The organism is Rhodocyclaceae bacterium (assembly GCA_020248265.1).
In the GTDB taxonomy this organism is placed as follows: domain Bacteria; phylum Pseudomonadota; class Gammaproteobacteria; order Burkholderiales; family CAIKXV01; genus CAIKXV01.
Window position 1 is genome coordinate 197,275 of the sequence record JADCHX010000002.1, and the last position, 15,265, is coordinate 212,539.

Annotated in this window: 16 protein-coding genes; 11 read left to right on the forward strand and 5 right to left on the reverse strand. The window is 68.4% G+C overall.

The annotated features are described in order from the left end of the window. Nucleotides 1-38 precede the first annotated feature (38 nt). Genes mobB through ING98_01785 form a run of 4 tightly spaced genes read right to left on the reverse strand, consistent with a single transcriptional unit; the run spans nucleotide 39 to nucleotide 2,867 of the window. A complete protein-coding gene (gene mobB / locus ING98_01770; protein MCA3100577.1) occupies nucleotides 39-542 on the reverse strand; it encodes a molybdopterin-guanine dinucleotide biosynthesis protein B in 504 nt (167 codons plus the stop codon). After that, a complete protein-coding gene (locus ING98_01775; protein ID MCA3100578.1) occupies nucleotides 539-1,204 on the reverse strand; it encodes an ABC transporter ATP-binding protein in 666 nt (221 codons plus the stop codon). Before ING98_01775 ends, mobB begins: the two co-directional genes overlap by 4 nt. Then, nucleotides 1,201-1,959 (reverse strand): ABC transporter permease, encoded by a 759-nt coding sequence (locus ING98_01780; GenBank protein MCA3100579.1) that lies wholly within the window; start codon nucleotides 1,957-1,959, stop codon nucleotides 1,201-1,203. The genes ING98_01775 and ING98_01780 overlap by 4 nt, the downstream gene beginning before the upstream one ends. 2 nt (nucleotides 1,960-1,961) lie before the next feature. After that, nucleotides 1,962-2,867: a substrate-binding domain-containing protein gene (locus tag ING98_01785; protein ID MCA3100580.1), complete on the reverse strand. Its 906-nt coding sequence runs from the start codon at nucleotides 2,865-2,867 to the stop codon at nucleotides 1,962-1,964. Between the two features lie 98 nt (nucleotides 2,868-2,965). Here ING98_01785 and ING98_01790 point away from each other — a divergent pair, with 98 nt between their 5' ends. From ING98_01790 to ING98_01840, 11 genes are all read left to right on the forward strand, one after another. Continuing rightward, nucleotides 2,966-3,355 (forward strand): LysR family transcriptional regulator, encoded by a 390-nt coding sequence (locus ING98_01790; protein ID MCA3100581.1) that lies wholly within the window; start codon nucleotides 2,966-2,968, stop codon nucleotides 3,353-3,355. Then, nucleotides 3,352-4,443, forward strand: coding sequence for an ionic transporter y4hA (locus tag ING98_01795; GenBank protein ID MCA3100582.1), 1,092 nt, complete (start codon nucleotides 3,352-3,354; stop codon nucleotides 4,441-4,443). Before ING98_01790 ends, ING98_01795 begins: the two co-directional genes overlap by 4 nt. A gap of 88 nt (nucleotides 4,444-4,531) precedes the next feature. Continuing rightward, nucleotides 4,532-5,533 (forward strand): GTP 3',8-cyclase MoaA, encoded by a 1,002-nt coding sequence (gene moaA / locus ING98_01800; GenBank protein ID MCA3100583.1) that lies wholly within the window; start codon nucleotides 4,532-4,534, stop codon nucleotides 5,531-5,533. A gap of 84 nt (nucleotides 5,534-5,617) precedes the next feature. Next, nucleotides 5,618-6,916 (forward strand): molybdopterin molybdotransferase MoeA, encoded by a 1,299-nt coding sequence (locus tag ING98_01805; GenBank protein ID MCA3100584.1) that lies wholly within the window; start codon nucleotides 5,618-5,620, stop codon nucleotides 6,914-6,916. Continuing rightward, a complete protein-coding gene (locus ING98_01810) occupies nucleotides 6,916-7,776 on the forward strand; it encodes a formate dehydrogenase accessory sulfurtransferase FdhD (protein ID MCA3100585.1) in 861 nt (286 codons plus the stop codon). The genes ING98_01805 and ING98_01810 overlap by 1 nt, the downstream gene beginning before the upstream one ends. Next, a complete protein-coding gene (gene mobA, locus ING98_01815) occupies nucleotides 7,773-8,381 on the forward strand; it encodes a molybdenum cofactor guanylyltransferase (GenBank protein MCA3100586.1) in 609 nt (202 codons plus the stop codon). Before ING98_01810 ends, mobA begins: the two co-directional genes overlap by 4 nt. Before the next feature lie 300 nt (nucleotides 8,382-8,681). Then, nucleotides 8,682-10,331: an ABC transporter substrate-binding protein gene (locus ING98_01820; GenBank protein ID MCA3100587.1), complete on the forward strand. Its 1,650-nt coding sequence runs from the start codon at nucleotides 8,682-8,684 to the stop codon at nucleotides 10,329-10,331. A 70-nt stretch (nucleotides 10,332-10,401) separates the two neighbouring features. Next, nucleotides 10,402-11,352 (forward strand): ABC transporter permease, encoded by a 951-nt coding sequence (locus ING98_01825; protein MCA3100588.1) that lies wholly within the window; start codon nucleotides 10,402-10,404, stop codon nucleotides 11,350-11,352. Next, entirely contained in the window at nucleotides 11,349-12,242 is an 894-nt protein-coding gene (locus tag ING98_01830; GenBank protein ID MCA3100589.1) for an ABC transporter permease, read from the forward strand. Before ING98_01825 ends, ING98_01830 begins: the two co-directional genes overlap by 4 nt. An 8-nt stretch (nucleotides 12,243-12,250) precedes the next feature. After that, nucleotides 12,251-13,195, forward strand: a complete 945-nt coding sequence (locus ING98_01835; GenBank protein ID MCA3100590.1) for an ABC transporter ATP-binding protein — start codon at nucleotides 12,251-12,253, stop codon at nucleotides 13,193-13,195. 13 nt (nucleotides 13,196-13,208) lie between these two features. Beyond that, complete coding sequence (locus ING98_01840) at nucleotides 13,209-14,177, forward strand: ABC transporter ATP-binding protein (GenBank protein ID MCA3100591.1); 969 nt, start codon at nucleotides 13,209-13,211, stop codon at nucleotides 14,175-14,177. A 36-nt stretch (nucleotides 14,178-14,213) separates the two neighbouring features. Here the strand turns inward: ING98_01840 and glk are convergent, their stop codons facing one another. After that, nucleotides 14,214-15,212 (reverse strand): glucokinase, encoded by a 999-nt coding sequence (gene glk / locus ING98_01845; protein ID MCA3100592.1) that lies wholly within the window; start codon nucleotides 15,210-15,212, stop codon nucleotides 14,214-14,216. Nucleotides 15,213-15,265: the final 53 nt, after the last annotated feature.

Below are 15,265 nucleotides of genomic sequence, written 5' to 3' on the forward strand. Positions count from 1 at the left end.
GCGCTCCGGACGGGCAGCGGCACCCCGGACGGGCGTGATCACGCCCCCGCGCGAGGGAAGCGTGCGGCCACGAAGTCGGCGATGGCAGGGATGTCGTCGATGTCCAGCCGGCATACCGTCACCGGCAACGTCGGCAGGTCGGTCGCCACCGCCACGACCCCGGGGTCCGCTGCCGCCAGCAGCGGCGCCGGGCAGGCAGACCGGTGAACTTCGATCTTCGGGATCGCCGCATGCTTCCATCCCTCCACCAGCACCAGGTCGCACGGCGAAAGCCGGGCGATCAGGTCATCCAGCGAGGGCTCCGGTGCGCCACGCAGCTCGTGCATCAGCGCCCAGCGGTTTGCCGAACCGACCAGCACCTCGGTGCAACCGGCCTGGCGGTGCCGCCACGAATCCTTGCCCGGCTGGTCCACATCGAAGGCATGGTGCGCATGCTTGAGCAGCGATACCCGCCAGCCCCGGGCGACCAGCACAGGCACGAGGCGTTCGATCAGGGTGGTCTTGCCGCTGCCGGAAAAGCCGGCGAAGCCGAGGACGTTCATGCGGGGAGTGTAGCGAGCTGCCCGCCAGCCAGGTGCAGCCGCCGCACGCCGGGCAATCCGAGCAGCGCACGATCGTGTGCAGCAACCAGCACGGCTGCGCCCGACTCGACCAGTCGCCCGAGTAGCTCGACGACCTGCGCATGAGAGGCCTGGTCGAGGTTGGCAGTCGGCTCGTCGAACAGCATCACCCTCGGTGCCAGCACCCAGGCGCGGGCGATCGCCGTACGCTGCGTCTCGCCAGCGGAAAGGCTGCGCGGATGCGTGCCGGCGACCGGCCGCAGGCGCGCCCAGTCGAGGGCGTGCCCGGTGCGGCGGCGGCTTTCCGCGCGTGGTACGCCGCGCGCGCGCAGTCCGTATTCGATATTCGCAGCTACGCTGGTCGAGAACAGCAGTGGGTGGGCCGGCACGAACTGCAACGCATGGCGCACGGCCTTTGGAAAGCGGCCAGCCTCGACCGGCCGGTCTTCGAACGACAGCGTGCCTGCATCGGGCTCGTGCAGCCCGGCCAGCACGCGCAGCAGCGTGGTCTTGCCAGCGCCGTTGTCCCCGGTCAGCACGCAGGCCTCGCCACCCTCGAGCGTGATCGAACAGCCGTCGAGCACCGCCCGCCCGCCCAGGGTCACGCGCAGCCCCGTAGCGCGCAGCAGCAACGGGCTGCTCACGGCGCTGCCGGCCGGCCGGCAGCGCCCCGCGCAACGGAACGATACCGATGGCCAGCCACCGCGGCGCCCTGCCCCGCCCCCTGGCTGAACGCCAGCGCGACGTTGACCGCCAGCGCCACCACCATCAGCACGATGCCCAGCGCGATGCCTTCAATGAAGGCTCCCTTGCTCGTCTCCAGCGCGATCGCCGTCGGGATGCTCCGGGTATGCCCCGCGATGTTGCCGCCGACCAGCAGCGCACAGCCGACCTCCGATACCACGCGGCCGAAACCGCTGAGTACGGCGGCCACCAGTGCGAAACGCACTTCGCGCAGCACGGTGAAAGCGGCACGCAGCGGCGACGCACCGAGCAGCCGCGCGGTCTCGTGCAGGCGCGGATCGGCCGCCTGTACCGCCGCCAGGGTGAACGCGCAGACGATCGGGAAGGCGATCACCACCTGCCCGATCGTCATCGCCTCGCGCGTGAAAAGCAGCTGCCAGGCCCCGAACGGACCCTGCCGGGACAGGAGCAGGTACAACAGCAGGCCGACCACTACCGTGGGGAAGGAAAGCAGGCTCTGGACAAGCACGACCAGCAGCCGGCGCCCCGGGAACCGGGTCATCGCGAGCAGGTAGCCGGCGCCCACCGCGAATGGGGTGGCGATCGCCATGGCCGCCAGCGAGACCTGCATCGACACACCGATGACCGTCCACAGCGCCGGATCGAGCACGGCCAGGCGGCGCAGTGCCTCGAGGGTCGGCTCTAGCAGTCCCATCGCTAGCGGGTAACCTTCGGCACACCGGGGAAGAACAGCGTCTCGCCGCCGGCCTTGTACGATGCAATGCGGGCCTGGCCCTCGGGCGAGGTGAGCCAGTCGATCAGTTCGCGTGCGCCGCGCGCATTGATGCCCGGGTGGCGCGCGGGATTCACCGCAATCACACCGTAGGGATTGGCCAGGGCCGGGTCGCCCTCGGACAGCACCGCCAGTTCAAGCCGGCCGCGCATCGATGCCCAGGTGCCGCGATCGGTCAAGGCATAGGCCTGCAGTTCGCTCGCCATCGTCAGCACTTCGCCCATGCCGCGGCCGGCGGACAGGTAACCCGCCCACTTCGGCAGGCCGCCCGCGGACTTCCAAAGGTCGAGTTCCATCTGGTGCGTGCCTGACTCGTCACCGCGCGAGACGAAACGCTGCTGGCGCCCGGCGACCGCTCTGAGTGCCGAGGCCGCGTTGCCGGCCGAGCGCACCCCGGCGGGATCCGCCTTCGGCCCGACCAGCACGAAATCGTTGTACATCACGTCGCGCCGGTCGACCCCGTGGCCGGCTGCGACGAAGCGGTCCTCTGCGGCCCGTGCATGCACCAGTACCAGGTCGGCGTCGCCGTTGGCACCCAGCTTCAAGGCCGCGCCGGTGCCGACCGACACCACCCGCACCGAGCAGCCACAGACCTTCTCGAACGGCGGCAGCAGCCAGCCGAGCAGCCCGGAGTTCTCGGTGCTGGTAGTGGTCGCCATCCGGATCACGCGTTCGGAAGCCGGACGCTGCGCCACCGCGCTACCGCCGGGCGGCGCTTCGGCCGCGCGCGCGACGCCCACCAGGACAAGCGCGCACAGCAGCGCTGCAACACCCTGGCGACCCGGCGCCAGGCCGGCACGTACCCACGACCGCAACAGGACTTTTCGCATACGGCACCGTTCGCTCTGACAAGCAGGCAAACTTACGCACGATGATGCAATCGATCAATATGAAGCCGACTTCCGATTCGACCCCGACCGCCGGGCCCTTGGGCCAAGCTGCACGCGCTCCGCTCAGGCTCTCGCTGCGCCTGACCGTATCGCTTGGCGACGCCGACTGCGCGCGCGTACCGGCAGCTGCGTTCGACCTGCTGCGCCGGATGCCGCGTGTTGACTCCCTGCGCGAGGCAGCCAGCGGCTTCGGCCTGTCCTACCGCCATGCCTGGGCGCTGATCCGCGATGCGGAGCAGGCGCTGGGGGCGGCACTGATCGTCACCCGGCGTGGCTACGGAACGCAGCTCACGCCGTACGGCGCGCTGCTTGCGGCGGCGCTGGAAGAGATCGAGTCCCGGCTCGCCCCGGAGCTGGATGCCGCCACCCAGGCCCTGTCGGCGGCGCTCGCACTGGGTGCCGGCGAACACGCACGGGTGCATCCATGATGCGGCTGCCTGTCGCGTTGCCGGCCTGGTCGCTGCTGCTGCCGGCTGCGGCGATCGCGATCCTGCAGATGGCCGCCGGGCGCGAACTGGGCCCGCTGGCTGTCGCGGGCGTGGCGCTCATGCTGTTCGGTGCAGTGCTGGCTGCGGTCCACCATGCGGAGGTGGTCGCGCTGCGGGTCGGCGAGCCGTTCGGCACGCTGGTCCTCGCAGTGGCCGTCACGGTGATCGAGGTGGCGCTGATCGTGTCCCTGATGCTGGTCGGCGGCGAGGAGACCGCAGCACTGCCGCGCGACACCGTGTTCGCCGCGATCATGATCGTGTGCAACGGTGCCATCGGGCTGTGCATCCTGGTCGGCGGCCTGCGACATCACATCCTCGGCTTCCGCGCCGAAGGGTCGAACTCCGCGCTGGCGGTGCTGGCCACGCTCGCCATCCTCACCCTGGTGCTGCCGGCCTACACCACCACGACCAGCGGCCCCACGTTCTCTGCCGCGCAGATGGTGTTCGCCGGCATCGCTTCGCTCGTGCTGTACTCGGTGTTCGTGTTCGTGCAGACGGTACGCCACCGCGACTACTTCCTGCCGGCCGACGTCGCCGACCATGACGTCGACCTGCACGCGGTGCCGCCGTCTACCGGCGTGGCGTGGGCCGCGTTCATCGTGCTCATGGTGGCACTGGTCGCGGTAGTCGGCCTGGCGAAGGCGCTGGCACCGACCCTCGAATCGGCGGTACGGGCCGCCGGGGCACCGCAGGCCGTCGTCGGGGTGGTGATCGCGCTGATCGTGCTGCTGCCCGAGACATGGGCAGCGGTCCGCGCGGCCGCCGGCAACAGGCTGCAGACCAGTCTCAACCTGGCCCTCGGCTCGGCCCTGGCGAGCATCGGCCTGACCATCCCGGTCGTGGTCGTGCTCTCGTTCGCGCTCGACCGGCCACTGCTGCTCGGCCTGCCGCCGAAGGAGATCGCCCTGCTCGCGCTGACCCTCCTGGTGGCAACCCTGACGCTGAGCGCGGGGCGCACCACCGTCCTGCAGGGCGCGGTTCACCTGGTGCTGTTCTCGGCCTTCCTGTTCCTGGCTGCCGTGCCATGAACCGACGGCCCGGCCGCGGCAGACCCGCGCCGGGCTCGATACCCGGAGCACGCGGCTATACTTTGCGGTTTCCCTCGCAGCATCCCGGATGACCCTCGTCGACACCCTCCATCGCCCGTTGCGGGACCTGCGCATCTCGGTGACCGACCGGTGCAACTTCCGCTGCACGTACTGCATGCCGAAGGAGGTCTACGGCAAGGACTTCCAGTTCCTCGAGCGCGAGGCGCTGCTGTCCTTCGGCGAAATACACCGGCTCGTCCGGCTGTTCCGCGATCAGGGCATCGAGAAGATCCGCATCACGGGGGGCGAGCCGCTGGTACGCCGCAAGATCGAGCGGCTGATCGAAATGCTCGCCTACCACGGCGATCTCGACCTCACGCTCACCACGAACGGCTCCCTGCTGAAGCTGAAGGCTCAGGCACTGAAAGACGCCGGACTGAAACGGGTGACCGTCAGCCTCGATTCACTCGACGACGCCGTGTTCCGCCAGATGAACGACGTCGACTTTCCGGTCGAGAAGGTGCTCGAAGGCATCGACGAAGCGCACCGCGTCGGCCTGCCGGTCAAGGTGAACATGGTGGTCAAGCGCGGGGTCAACGACCAGGATGCGGTCGCGATGGCGCGTCGCTTCAAGGGCACCGGCCACATCCTGCGCTTCATCGAGTTCATGGACGTGGGCCACACGAATGGCTGGAAACTCGACTCGGTCGTGCCCTCGGCGGAACTGGCCACGCGCATCGGCGCGGAGCTTCCGATCGAACCGGTGCCGTCGAACTACCGCGGCGAGGTTGCCGAACGCTGGCGCTACCTCGACGGCAGCGGCGAGGTCGGCTTCATCTCGTCGGTGACCCAGGCATTCTGCCGCGACTGCACCCGTGCGCGCCTGTCGGCAGAGGGCAAGCTGTACACATGCCTGTTCGCCACCCGAGGCACCGACTTTCGCGCACCGCTGCGCGCCGACGCCTCCGACGCCGAACTGTCCGCGCTGATCCGCAACGTGTGGTCGGCCCGCGACGATCGCTACTCCGAGTTGCGCAGTGCCGAAACCACGCATGCACAGAAGATCGAGATGTCCTACATCGGCGGCTGACCGTGCGGCGCGGCAGACGATACGACAGACCCCGATTCGACCGACCCCGGTTCGACCCACCCGAACGGCCCGCGAGAACGCACGATGACCGACCCCGATAGCGCAGCACCCGCAGGCAGCGGCTCGATCCGCGCCGCCTCCTGCGCCGACGACTACGATCCGAACTCGATGCCGGTCGACAAGGCGCGCGCCTTCATCGACCGCTTCGTCGCGCCGATCACCGGCACCCGTCGCGTGCCGGTGCGAGACGCGCTGGGCCAGGTGCTCGCCGAGGACATCGTTTCGCCGTTCGACGTGCCGCTGGCCGACAACTCGGCGATGGACGGGTATGCCCTGCGCCATTCCGACGTCGACGGCCGTGAGGGCGTGACACTGAAGGTGGTCGGCACCGCCTTCGCAGGGCGCACGTTCAATGGCGAGGTCGCACCGGGCGAATGCATCCGGATCATGACCGGCGGCGTCGTACCGGCACCGCTCGACTGCGTGGTGCCCCAGGAACACACCCGCCCGGAGGACGGCATGGTCACCTTCGGGGCTGGCCTGCGCCGCGCGCAGAACGTGCGCCATGCCGGCGAAGACATACGCCGGGGTGCGACCGTGCTGCGGCGTGGCCAGTGGATGCGCCCGGCGGAGATCGGTCTGCTCGCCTCGCTCGGCGTCGGTGAAGCCACGGTTTTCCGCCGGCTGCGGGTGGCCTTCTTCTCGACCGGCGACGAACTGGTATCGATCGGTGGCACCCTCGGAGAGGGACAGGTCTACGACAGCAACCGCTACACGATCCACGGCATGCTGACCCGCCTCGGTGTCGACCTGATCGACATGGGCGTGGTGCGCGACGACCCGGCGAAGCTCGAAGCGCATTTCGCCGAAGCGGCGCGAATAGCCGACGTGATCATCACCAGCGGCGGCGTGTCGGTCGGCGAGGCGGACTTCATCAAGCAGATGCTCGACCGGATGGGCGAAGTCGTGTTCTGGAAGATCGCGATGAAGCCCGGCCGGCCGCTCGCCTACGGGCGCATCGGGGGTGCGCATTTCTTCGGACTGCCGGGCAATCCGGTGGCGGTGATGGCCACGTTCTACCAGTTCGTGCGCGAGCCGCTGCTGAAGATGATGGGTCGCGATCCGATGCCGGTGTTGCCGACGTTCAAGGCCACCTGTACCGCGCCGCTGAAGAAGGCGCCGGGACGCACCGAGTTCCAGCGCGGCATTCTCTCGGCGGTAGCCGATGGTCAGGGCTGGCAGGTGAAGCCCACCGGCGAGCAGGGTTCCGGCATCCTGTCCTCGATGTCGCAGGCGAACTGCTTCATCGTCCTGCCGGTCGAACAGGGCAATGCGCCGGCGGGCACCATCGTCGATGTGCAGATGTTCGAAGGCCTGGTCTGATGGGACAGGCCGTACCCGACACGCGGCCTGACCTCACCACGGCACGGCGCGACCTCACCTTCGACGTAGAGGCGCTCGACGAGCATGGCCAGCGTTCGTCCGTCGCCATCGCCGGCGAACATCCATTGACGCTGTACGTCGACAAGCGCGAGCTGGTGACGCTGATGACGCTCGGCCAGGCGCCGGAGGCGCTGGCGCTGGGCTTCCTGCGCAACCAGCGCCTAGTGGCCGGCATCGACGAGATCGCAGCGGTCCATGTCGACTGGGAGGTCGATGCAGTAGCGGTCACCACGCGCGCCGGGGCTGCCGACTTCTCGGCGCGCACTGCGAAGCGCACGGTCACCACCGGCTGCGGCCAGGGCTCGATGTTCGGCGGCCTGATGGAGGAGATCGATGCGATCCGCCTGCCGCAGCACGCGCGCCTGTCGCAGCGCAGCCTTTACGCGCTGCTCGATGCGGTACGCCGGCGCGAGACCGTCTACAAACAGGCCGGCGCCGTCCATGGCTGCGCGCTCGCGCGCTGCAGCGACCCCGGTGGCGCGGACGACCGCGTGGCGGCAAGCGCCGAGGTACTCTATTACGTCGAGGATGTCGGCCGGCACAACGCCGTCGATGCGATTGCGGGCCACATGTGGCTCGACCGGGTCGACGGTGGGGACAAGGTGTTCTACACCACGGGACGGCTGACTTCCGAGATGGTTATCAAGTGCGCGCAGATGGGCGTGCCCTTCCTGGTCTCGCGCTCCGGCCTGACCGAGATGGGGTACCGCATCGCACGCCAGGTCGGCCTCACGATGATCGGACGTGCGGCCAACACCCGCTACCTCCTGTTCACCGGCGCGGAGCGCTTCGACCGATGACAGCACCGGTCCGGACACCGCGCACAGCAGGCGTCACCGGCGTCGTGCTTGCCGGCGGGCTCGGACGCCGGATGGGCAGGGTCGACAAGGGCCTGCAAGGGCTCGACGGCCGACCGATGGTCGCGCATGTGATCGAACGCCTGCTGCCCCAGGTCGAAGAACTGTTGATCAACGCCAACCAGAACCTCGACCGGTATGCAGCATTCGGCCACCAGGTCGTCGCCGATTCGATCGAAGGTTTCGCCGGCCCGCTGGCCGGTCTCGAGCGCGGGCTGGCGACCGCCGCACACCCGCTCGTGGCCACCGTGCCCTGCGATTCGCCGTTCCTGCCGCACGATCTGGTCGAACGCCTGTGCGCGGCACTCGCCGCCGGGGCAGCGGACCTTGCAGTGGCGCGAACCGGAAGCCAGCCGCATCCGGTCTTCTGCGTGTGCCGGCGCGACCTGCATCCGCACCTGGCCGCCTACCTCTCAGGCGGTGGTCGGAAGATCGACCACTGGTATTCGACCCTGCGCGTCGCCGATGTCGATTTCGGCGACGAGGCAGCGGCCTTCGACAATCTGAATACCCCGGACGAACTGCGAGCCGCTTCCGGCCGACGCTGACGCTCGCATACGGCGTGCGCCAGCCTGGTGCACGCCCGCCCTCCTTCGGAGCGCCGCAGGTCCGCCGCGGCCATGCACGCGCCATCGCGGCGCCCTGCAGCCACCGGGAAGCGAGTGGTCATTGCCCACCAGCAGACACCTTCGGCTGGTTCACGAACGGCGGCGGCGGCGCCGCGACCGGTCCGACCAAGGTCGGCACGGAAGTTGCAATCAGGCTGTGACCAATTGCCCGGTCGGCGTGTCGTTGCTGTCGCACTGCACCGCACCGGGCCCGCTTCCAAGCCCCTGACGGAGTCCTGCATGTCGAAGATCGATCATCGTTCCCTCCTCGCCGCCAAGCTGGCGACGGATTTCAGCCAGGGCCGCCGCGCCCTGCTCGGTGCCGGTGCCGCCGCAGGCGCGCTCGGCCTGGCCGGCATCGGCAGCGCCTCGCTGGTCTCCGATGCCCATGCCCAGGGCCAGCCGGTCAAGCGCGGCGGCACGATACGGCTGGGGTGGATCGATGCGCTCGACACGCTCGACCCGCATTTCACGTCGTCGCTGGGTTCCATCAAGGTGATCAACAACGTCTTCAATGGCCTGCTCAAGGTCACCTGGGACGGCAAGAAGGTCGGCTTCGAACCCGACCTCGCAGAGAAGTGGGATGCCGTCAGCGACCGCGTCCACGTGTTCCGCCTGCGCAAGGGCGTCAAGTTCCACAACGGCGACCCGCTGAACGCGGAAGCGGTGAAGTGGAGCGTGGAGCGCGTGCGCGATCCGGCGAACAAGTCCCAGCATGCTTACCACTTCGAAGACCTGTCGTCGGTCGACGTCGTCGACGAGTTCACGGTCCGGCTCACATTCAGCAAGCCGTATGCGTTCCTGCCTGTTGCGCTGACCGGAAGCACCGGCCGCGCCGGCACGATCGTCTGCCGCTCCGCGATCGAGAAACTGGGCCGCGACTATGGCCGCAACCCGGTGGGTACCGGTCCGTTCAAGTTCGTGAGCTGGCGAGAGAACGACTCGATCGTGCTCGAGCGCAATCCCGATTACTTCGAGAAAGGCCTGCCCTACCTCGACCGCGTCGAGATCCGTCTGATCCGCGAACCCAGTTCGGGCGTGGCGGCCCTGCTCGCCGGCCAGGTCGACGGCCTGTCGCTGGTGCCGTTCCAGTTCGTGCCCGAACTGCGCAAGTCCCAGAACATCGCGCTCTATGGCCAGGTCGAGGGCAACTACAGCTACGTCGGCATGAACAACCGCAAGGGTCCGTTCATGGATGCGAACCTGCGCCGCGCGGTCGCCTATGCGATCGACCGCGACGTGATCGTCAAGCAGGGCTACTTCGGCGAAGCGATTCCCGCATTCACGCCGATCTCGCCACCGATGACCCCGTTCTACGACGCGAACATCGCGAAGACTACGCGCGGCCATCGGCTCGACCTGAAGAAGGCGATGGAATTCCGCAAGAAGGCCGTCGACCAGGGCGAAGTGTCGCCAGTCTACATTGTCGCCGAGGGCTTCACCGGATCGGGCGGCAGCGGCACCCGCATCTCGCAGCTGCTCGGCCCGATGCTGGCGAAGATCGGAGTCAAGCCCAAGGTGGAGCTGTCAGACCGCGCGGCGTGGCTGAAGCGCCGCAACACCGGCGACTTCGACATGTTCGACGAGGCATGGATCGCCGACCTGGATCCGCACGAGACGATCACCCCCGAGTGGTCCACCGGCCGCCAATGGAACTTCGTCGGCTATTCGAACCCCGAGTTCGACAAGCTGGTGGCGGAGGCATCCGACACGCTCGACACCAAGCGCCGCATCGTCCTGTACAACCGCGCCGTCGACGTGCTGCTCGAAGACGCACCGCTGGCGATGCTCGCGCACATGAAGGTATTCAAGGCGTTCACCAAGCGGGTGCGCGGCTTCCAGTACATCCCGGTCGACCTGCTGAACCTGCACACCGTTTCGCTCGGCTGATCCACACGACCGCCCGCCGGAGAGCGGGACGCAGCACGTCGCTGTTGGCGGCGCTGCGTCCCCGTCACCCATGCTCAACAGATTGTTCGCGCAGGTCGGCCAGACCGCCCTGGTGCTGTTTTTCGTCTCAGTCGCGAGTTTCGTGTTCCTGAAACTCGCGCCAGGCGATCCCGTATCGCTGATGCTCGGGTCCGACTACAACAAGGACTCCTACGACAAGCTGTTCACCGAGCTCGGCCTGGACCGTCCGTGGGCGGCCCAGTACGCGTCCTGGCTCGGCAGCTTCGTCACCGGCGACTGGGGTCGTTCGTTCGTGTCGAACGAAGACATCTTCCGGCTCGCAGTGATGCAGGCGCTCCCCGTCACCCTCTGCCTCGCCGCGTATGCGCTGGTGCTGGCGCTGCTCGTCGGCATTCCGGCGGGCGTGCTCTCCGCACTCAAGCGCGATACCTGGATGGACCTCTGCGCGACCGGCGTCGCGGTGTTCGGAAATGCCTTTCCGAGTTTCTATCTCGGGATCGTGCTGATCTGGGTGTTCGGCGTCGGTCTCGGCTGGTTCCCGACGCTGGGCTTCGTCGCGCCCTGGGAGAATCTGCTCGAAGGGCTCTGGTACCTGACACTGCCAGCGATCACGCTGGCCGCCTGGTATATCGGCCTGATCGCACGCGTGACCCGCGCGAGCCTGCTCGACGTGCTCGGGCACAACTACATCCTGGCTGCCCGGGCACGCGGCGAGGGATCGGCGCGCGTCGTATGGGTGCATGCGATGCGCAACGTGCTGATGCCGCTGACGACGACCATCGGCCTGCAGCTGGGCGGCATGTTGCGCGGCGCGGTGATGACCGAGGTGGTATTCGCGCTGCCGGGCCTGGGCATGATGATCACCGCGGCAACGCTCAACCGCGAGTACACGGTCGTGCAGGCCGGCGTGATGCTCAGCGGCCTGCTGTTCGTCGTCGTCAACCTGGTGGTCGACCAGCTCTATACCTGGCTCGATCCGCGCCTGCGGCGGCTTGCATGAGCGCGCACCCGTCGATGCAGGTGCCGGCCGTGCCGGCGACACGCGGCGGCACCCTCGCCGAAGGCTGGTCGGCCATATGGGCGCAGCGCAGCGCGCGCTGGGGAATGGGCATCGTGCTGGCCTATGTACTCGCAGCGCTGTTCGCACCCTGGCTCGCCACGCACGACCCGGTGGCGCAGGCGGTCGAAGCAGCGATGCAGGCGCCGTCGACCGCACACTGGCTCGGTACCGATTCGTTCGGACAGGACATCTACTCGAGACTGCTCTACGGCGCGCGGCTTGCGCTGGCCATCGGCTTCGGGTCGGTGCTGCTCGGGATGGTCGCCGGGGTCGCGCTCGGACTGATCGCCGGCCTCGCGGGCGGGCGGATCGAATGGGCGATCATGCGCGTGGTCGACGGCCTGCTCGCGTTCCCCGAGCTGATCCTGGCCATGGCATTCCTCGCAGTATTGGGGCCAGGCGTCGACAACCTCATCTACGCGCTCGCGCTCTCGTTCGTCGGGCCGTTCGCGCGCACGGTCCGCTCCGACGTGCTGCAGGTGCGCGCCCAGCCGTATGTCGAGGCAGCCCGCCTGATGGGCGTGCCGATGCGCGAGATCGTGCTGCGCCACGTACTGCTGAACGTGGCGCCCGGCATCGTGGTGCAGGCGGGCATCCGCGTGTCGATCGCGATCCTGCTCGAGTCCGGGCTGTCGTTCCTTGGCGTGGGCGTGGTGCCACCGACGCCGGACTGGGGACTGATGATCGCGGAAGGTCGGGCATTCATCACGATGGCCCCCTGGATCTCCGGCATCCCCGGCCTCGCGCTCGCCATCCTGCTGGTCGCTCTTAACCTGCTTGCCGACGGCCTGCGCGATGCCCTGGATCCGCGCAGCGGGGAGGCTCGCTGATGGACACCATGGCAGACACCACCCTGCTCTCCCTCGATGCGTTCAGCCTCGCGCGCGGCAAGGCAGAGGTGCTCGACAACGTCGGGTTCACCCTCGGCCGCGGACAGACGATCGGGCTGATCGGCGAGTCCGGGGCCGGCAAGTCGACGATCGCGCTGGCGATCATCGGCCTGCTGCGCGCGCCGCAGGTCGCGTTGCGCGGCTCGATCCGGTTCGATGGCGCGGAGCTCACCACCTTGCCCGAGGCCGAGTACCGCCGGCTGCGCGGCAACCGGATCGGCCTGATATTCCAGGATGCGACCGCAGCCCTCAATCCCTGCTTTACCGTCGGGGCGCACCTGGCCGAACCGCTCTCGCGCCACCTCGGACTGCAGGGCGAGCAACGGCGGCAGCGCTCGATCGAGCTGCTGGAGAGCGTCGGCATCGGCGAGGCTGCGCTGCGGCTCGATGCATTCCCGCACGAGCTCTCTGGCGGCATGCAGCAACGGGTGATGATCGCGATGGCGCTCGCCTGCGACCCGCAGCTGTTGATCGCCGACGAGCCGACCAGCGCGCTCGACGTGACGATCCAGGCACAGATCATGGAACTGATCCTGGAACGGGTACGCGCGCGCTCCGCCAGTGCGATCTTCGTGCTGCACGACCTCGCCCTCGCCGCCCAGGTCTGCGACCGCGTGGTCGTTCTGTATGCAGGCCAGGTGGTCGAGGAAGCGCCGGCAGCGGAACTGTTCGCCGATCCCCGGCACCCGTATACGCGTGCGCTGCGCGCCTGCTCGATCGAACTCGGCGAGCGCGATGCCCTGGTGCCCATACCGGGCGCCGTGCCCGGACTCGAAGAGCTGCCAGGCGGATGCCGCTTCGCACCGCGCTGCGAGCGCGCCAGCGCCCGCTGCGCGCAGACGCCGCCGCTGGTGAACGATGGGGCGCGCAGGATCGCCTGCTGGCATGCCTGACGGAGGCCATTCGATGAACGGAAACAGGTTGCCGGTGTTCTCTGTGCTGGACGTCGAGAAGCGTTTCACGCTGCGCAAGGGCCGCAATGGCCCGGTCGAACTGCGCGCGCTCGACGGCGTACGGCTCGACATCGAGGAGGGCAGTTCGGTCGCGCTGGTCGGCGAAAGCGGCTCGGGAAAATCCACGCTCGTTCGCTTGCTGCTCGGGCTTGATCGACCGGGTGACGGACGCGTGCTCTACGATGGCAGCGACCTGCAGCAGGTCCTGGCCCGCGACCGGCCGCGTTTCGCACGCGAGGTGGCATTCGTCTACCAGGATGCCCGCGGTTCGATGAATCCGCGATTCACGATCGGCGATATCGTCGGCGAGCCGATCCGGGTGCACCGGCTGTATCCGGCACAGGACATCCCGCGGCGCGTGTCGGAACTGCTCGAGCGGGTCGGGCTGCCGCCGTCGGTCGCGGTACGCTATCCGCACCAGTTATCCGGCGGGCAGGTACGCCGGGTGGCGGTCGCGCGCGCGCTGGCGCAGCAGCCGCGGGTGATCATGGCCGACGAAGCCGTCGCAGGGCTCGATGTATCGGTGCAGGCATCGCTGTTGAACCTGCTGCGCGAACTCGTGGCCGAACTTCGGGTCACGCTGGTTTTCGTCACGCATGACCTTGGCGTGGCGAGCTACCTGTGCGACCGGATCGCGGTGATGTACCTCGGCCGGATCCTCGAGACCGGCCCGGTAGACGCGATCCTGCAGGGACCGGCGCATCCGTACACGCGCGGCCTGCTGGACTCCTTCCCGCGCTTCGACCGCCCGCTGCGCGCCCCCCTGCGCGGAGAGATACCGAGTCCGGTAGACCTGCCGGCCGGCTGCCGGTTTGCCGGCCGGTGTCCGTGCGTGCAACCACGCTGCACCACCTCGGACCCGATCGCACAGCCACTGCCCGGCGGTCGGCTGGTCGCCTGCTTCCATCCGCTGTCCGTGTAGGCCGGACCGACCTGAACGCGGCCGCGTAGCTCCGGGTCAGCTCGCGAAGTGCCGTGCAATCATCGCGGCGCCGAGGAGGTTCGGGTTGTGCCCCAGCACCACGCTGACCGGGAATTGCGTCAGCAGATCGCCGAAGCGCCCCTTCGCCAGGAACGCCTGCATGAAGATGCCATCGTTCATGGCGTCCACGATCTGCGGGGTGATGCCGCCGGCGAGGAAGATGCCGCCGCGCGGCATCAGGGTCAGCGCCAGGCTTCCCGCGAGCGAACCATAGGCCCCAAGGAAGATCGACAGCGCATTGCGTGCCGTCACATGCCTGCCACCCAGCGCCGCCTCGGTGACTGCCGGTCCGCCGCGCCGTTCCACGTCTTGCACGATGTCGGATGTCACGGTCGCATGCTTGCGGATGATCAGGAACTCGAAGATGCTGACCAGGCCGGGACCCGACACCACGCGCTCCCACGAGACATGGCCGAAACGCCCGCGCAGATGCTGCAGCAGTTCGAGCTGGATCTCGTCGCAGGGAGCGAAGTCCGCATGGCCGGCTTCGGACGGATAAGCGAGGTATCCCGACGGCTGGCTCATCGCGAATCCGATGCCCAGTCCGCTGCCGGGGGCGATCACCAACCGCGGCGCGCCAGGTACCCCGCTGCCGGCCTGCAACCGTTCCAGTTGCGCCGAGGTGATCTGACCGACGCCATAGGCCGCAGCCTGTACGTCGTTCAGCAACCGCACCGAGGGTAGCGACAGCCGCTGCGCGAGGTCGCGCGCATCGATGTCCCAGGACAGGTTCGTCATCCGACAATGCAGTCCGTCCGTTGGTCCGGCAACCGCGAGCGCCGCGCTCGCGAAATCGCCGCCAGCCGTCCTGACCGCGGGCGATGCCATGAACTCGACCAGGATGTCAGCAATCGACGCGTGCTGGGCATTGCGGTAGACCGCCTGATGCACCGGTGAACAGGAGGAGACCGATTCAGCCGTGACGCGGGTGTTGGTCGCGCCGATATCGGCAGCGAGGATCAGACGTTCGGTCATCGCGGCAGCTCCTGTTACGATTCAGCTTACCGTAGTCAGTGTCTCCGATGCCG

Coding starts and splice junctions, on each gene's coding strand:
- ING98_01840 (MCA3100591.1), top strand. CDS start 13,209: ATGAACGGAAACAGGTTGCCGGTGTTCTCTGTGCTGGACGTCGAGAAG.
- moaA (MCA3100583.1), top strand. CDS start 4,532: ATGACCCTCGTCGACACCCTCCATCGCCCGTTGCGGGACCTGCGCATC.
- ING98_01830 (MCA3100589.1), top strand. CDS start 11,349: ATGAGCGCGCACCCGTCGATGCAGGTGCCGGCCGTGCCGGCGACACGC.
- mobA (MCA3100586.1), top strand. CDS start 7,773: ATGACAGCACCGGTCCGGACACCGCGCACAGCAGGCGTCACCGGCGTC.
- ING98_01835 (MCA3100590.1), top strand. CDS start 12,251: ATGGCAGACACCACCCTGCTCTCCCTCGATGCGTTCAGCCTCGCGCGC.
- ING98_01795 (MCA3100582.1), top strand. CDS start 3,352: ATGATGCGGCTGCCTGTCGCGTTGCCGGCCTGGTCGCTGCTGCTGCCG.
- ING98_01780 (MCA3100579.1), bottom strand. CDS start 1,959: ATGGGACTGCTAGAGCCGACCCTCGAGGCACTGCGCCGCCTGGCCGTG.
- ING98_01810 (MCA3100585.1), top strand. CDS start 6,916: ATGGGACAGGCCGTACCCGACACGCGGCCTGACCTCACCACGGCACGG.
- ING98_01805 (MCA3100584.1), top strand. CDS start 5,618: ATGACCGACCCCGATAGCGCAGCACCCGCAGGCAGCGGCTCGATCCGC.
- ING98_01785 (MCA3100580.1), bottom strand. CDS start 2,867: ATGCGAAAAGTCCTGTTGCGGTCGTGGGTACGTGCCGGCCTGGCGCCG.
- glk (MCA3100592.1), bottom strand. CDS start 15,212: ATGACCGAACGTCTGATCCTCGCTGCCGATATCGGCGCGACCAACACC.
- ING98_01820 (MCA3100587.1), top strand. CDS start 8,682: ATGTCGAAGATCGATCATCGTTCCCTCCTCGCCGCCAAGCTGGCGACG.
- ING98_01825 (MCA3100588.1), top strand. CDS start 10,402: ATGCTCAACAGATTGTTCGCGCAGGTCGGCCAGACCGCCCTGGTGCTG.
- mobB (MCA3100577.1), bottom strand. CDS start 542: ATGAACGTCCTCGGCTTCGCCGGCTTTTCCGGCAGCGGCAAGACCACC.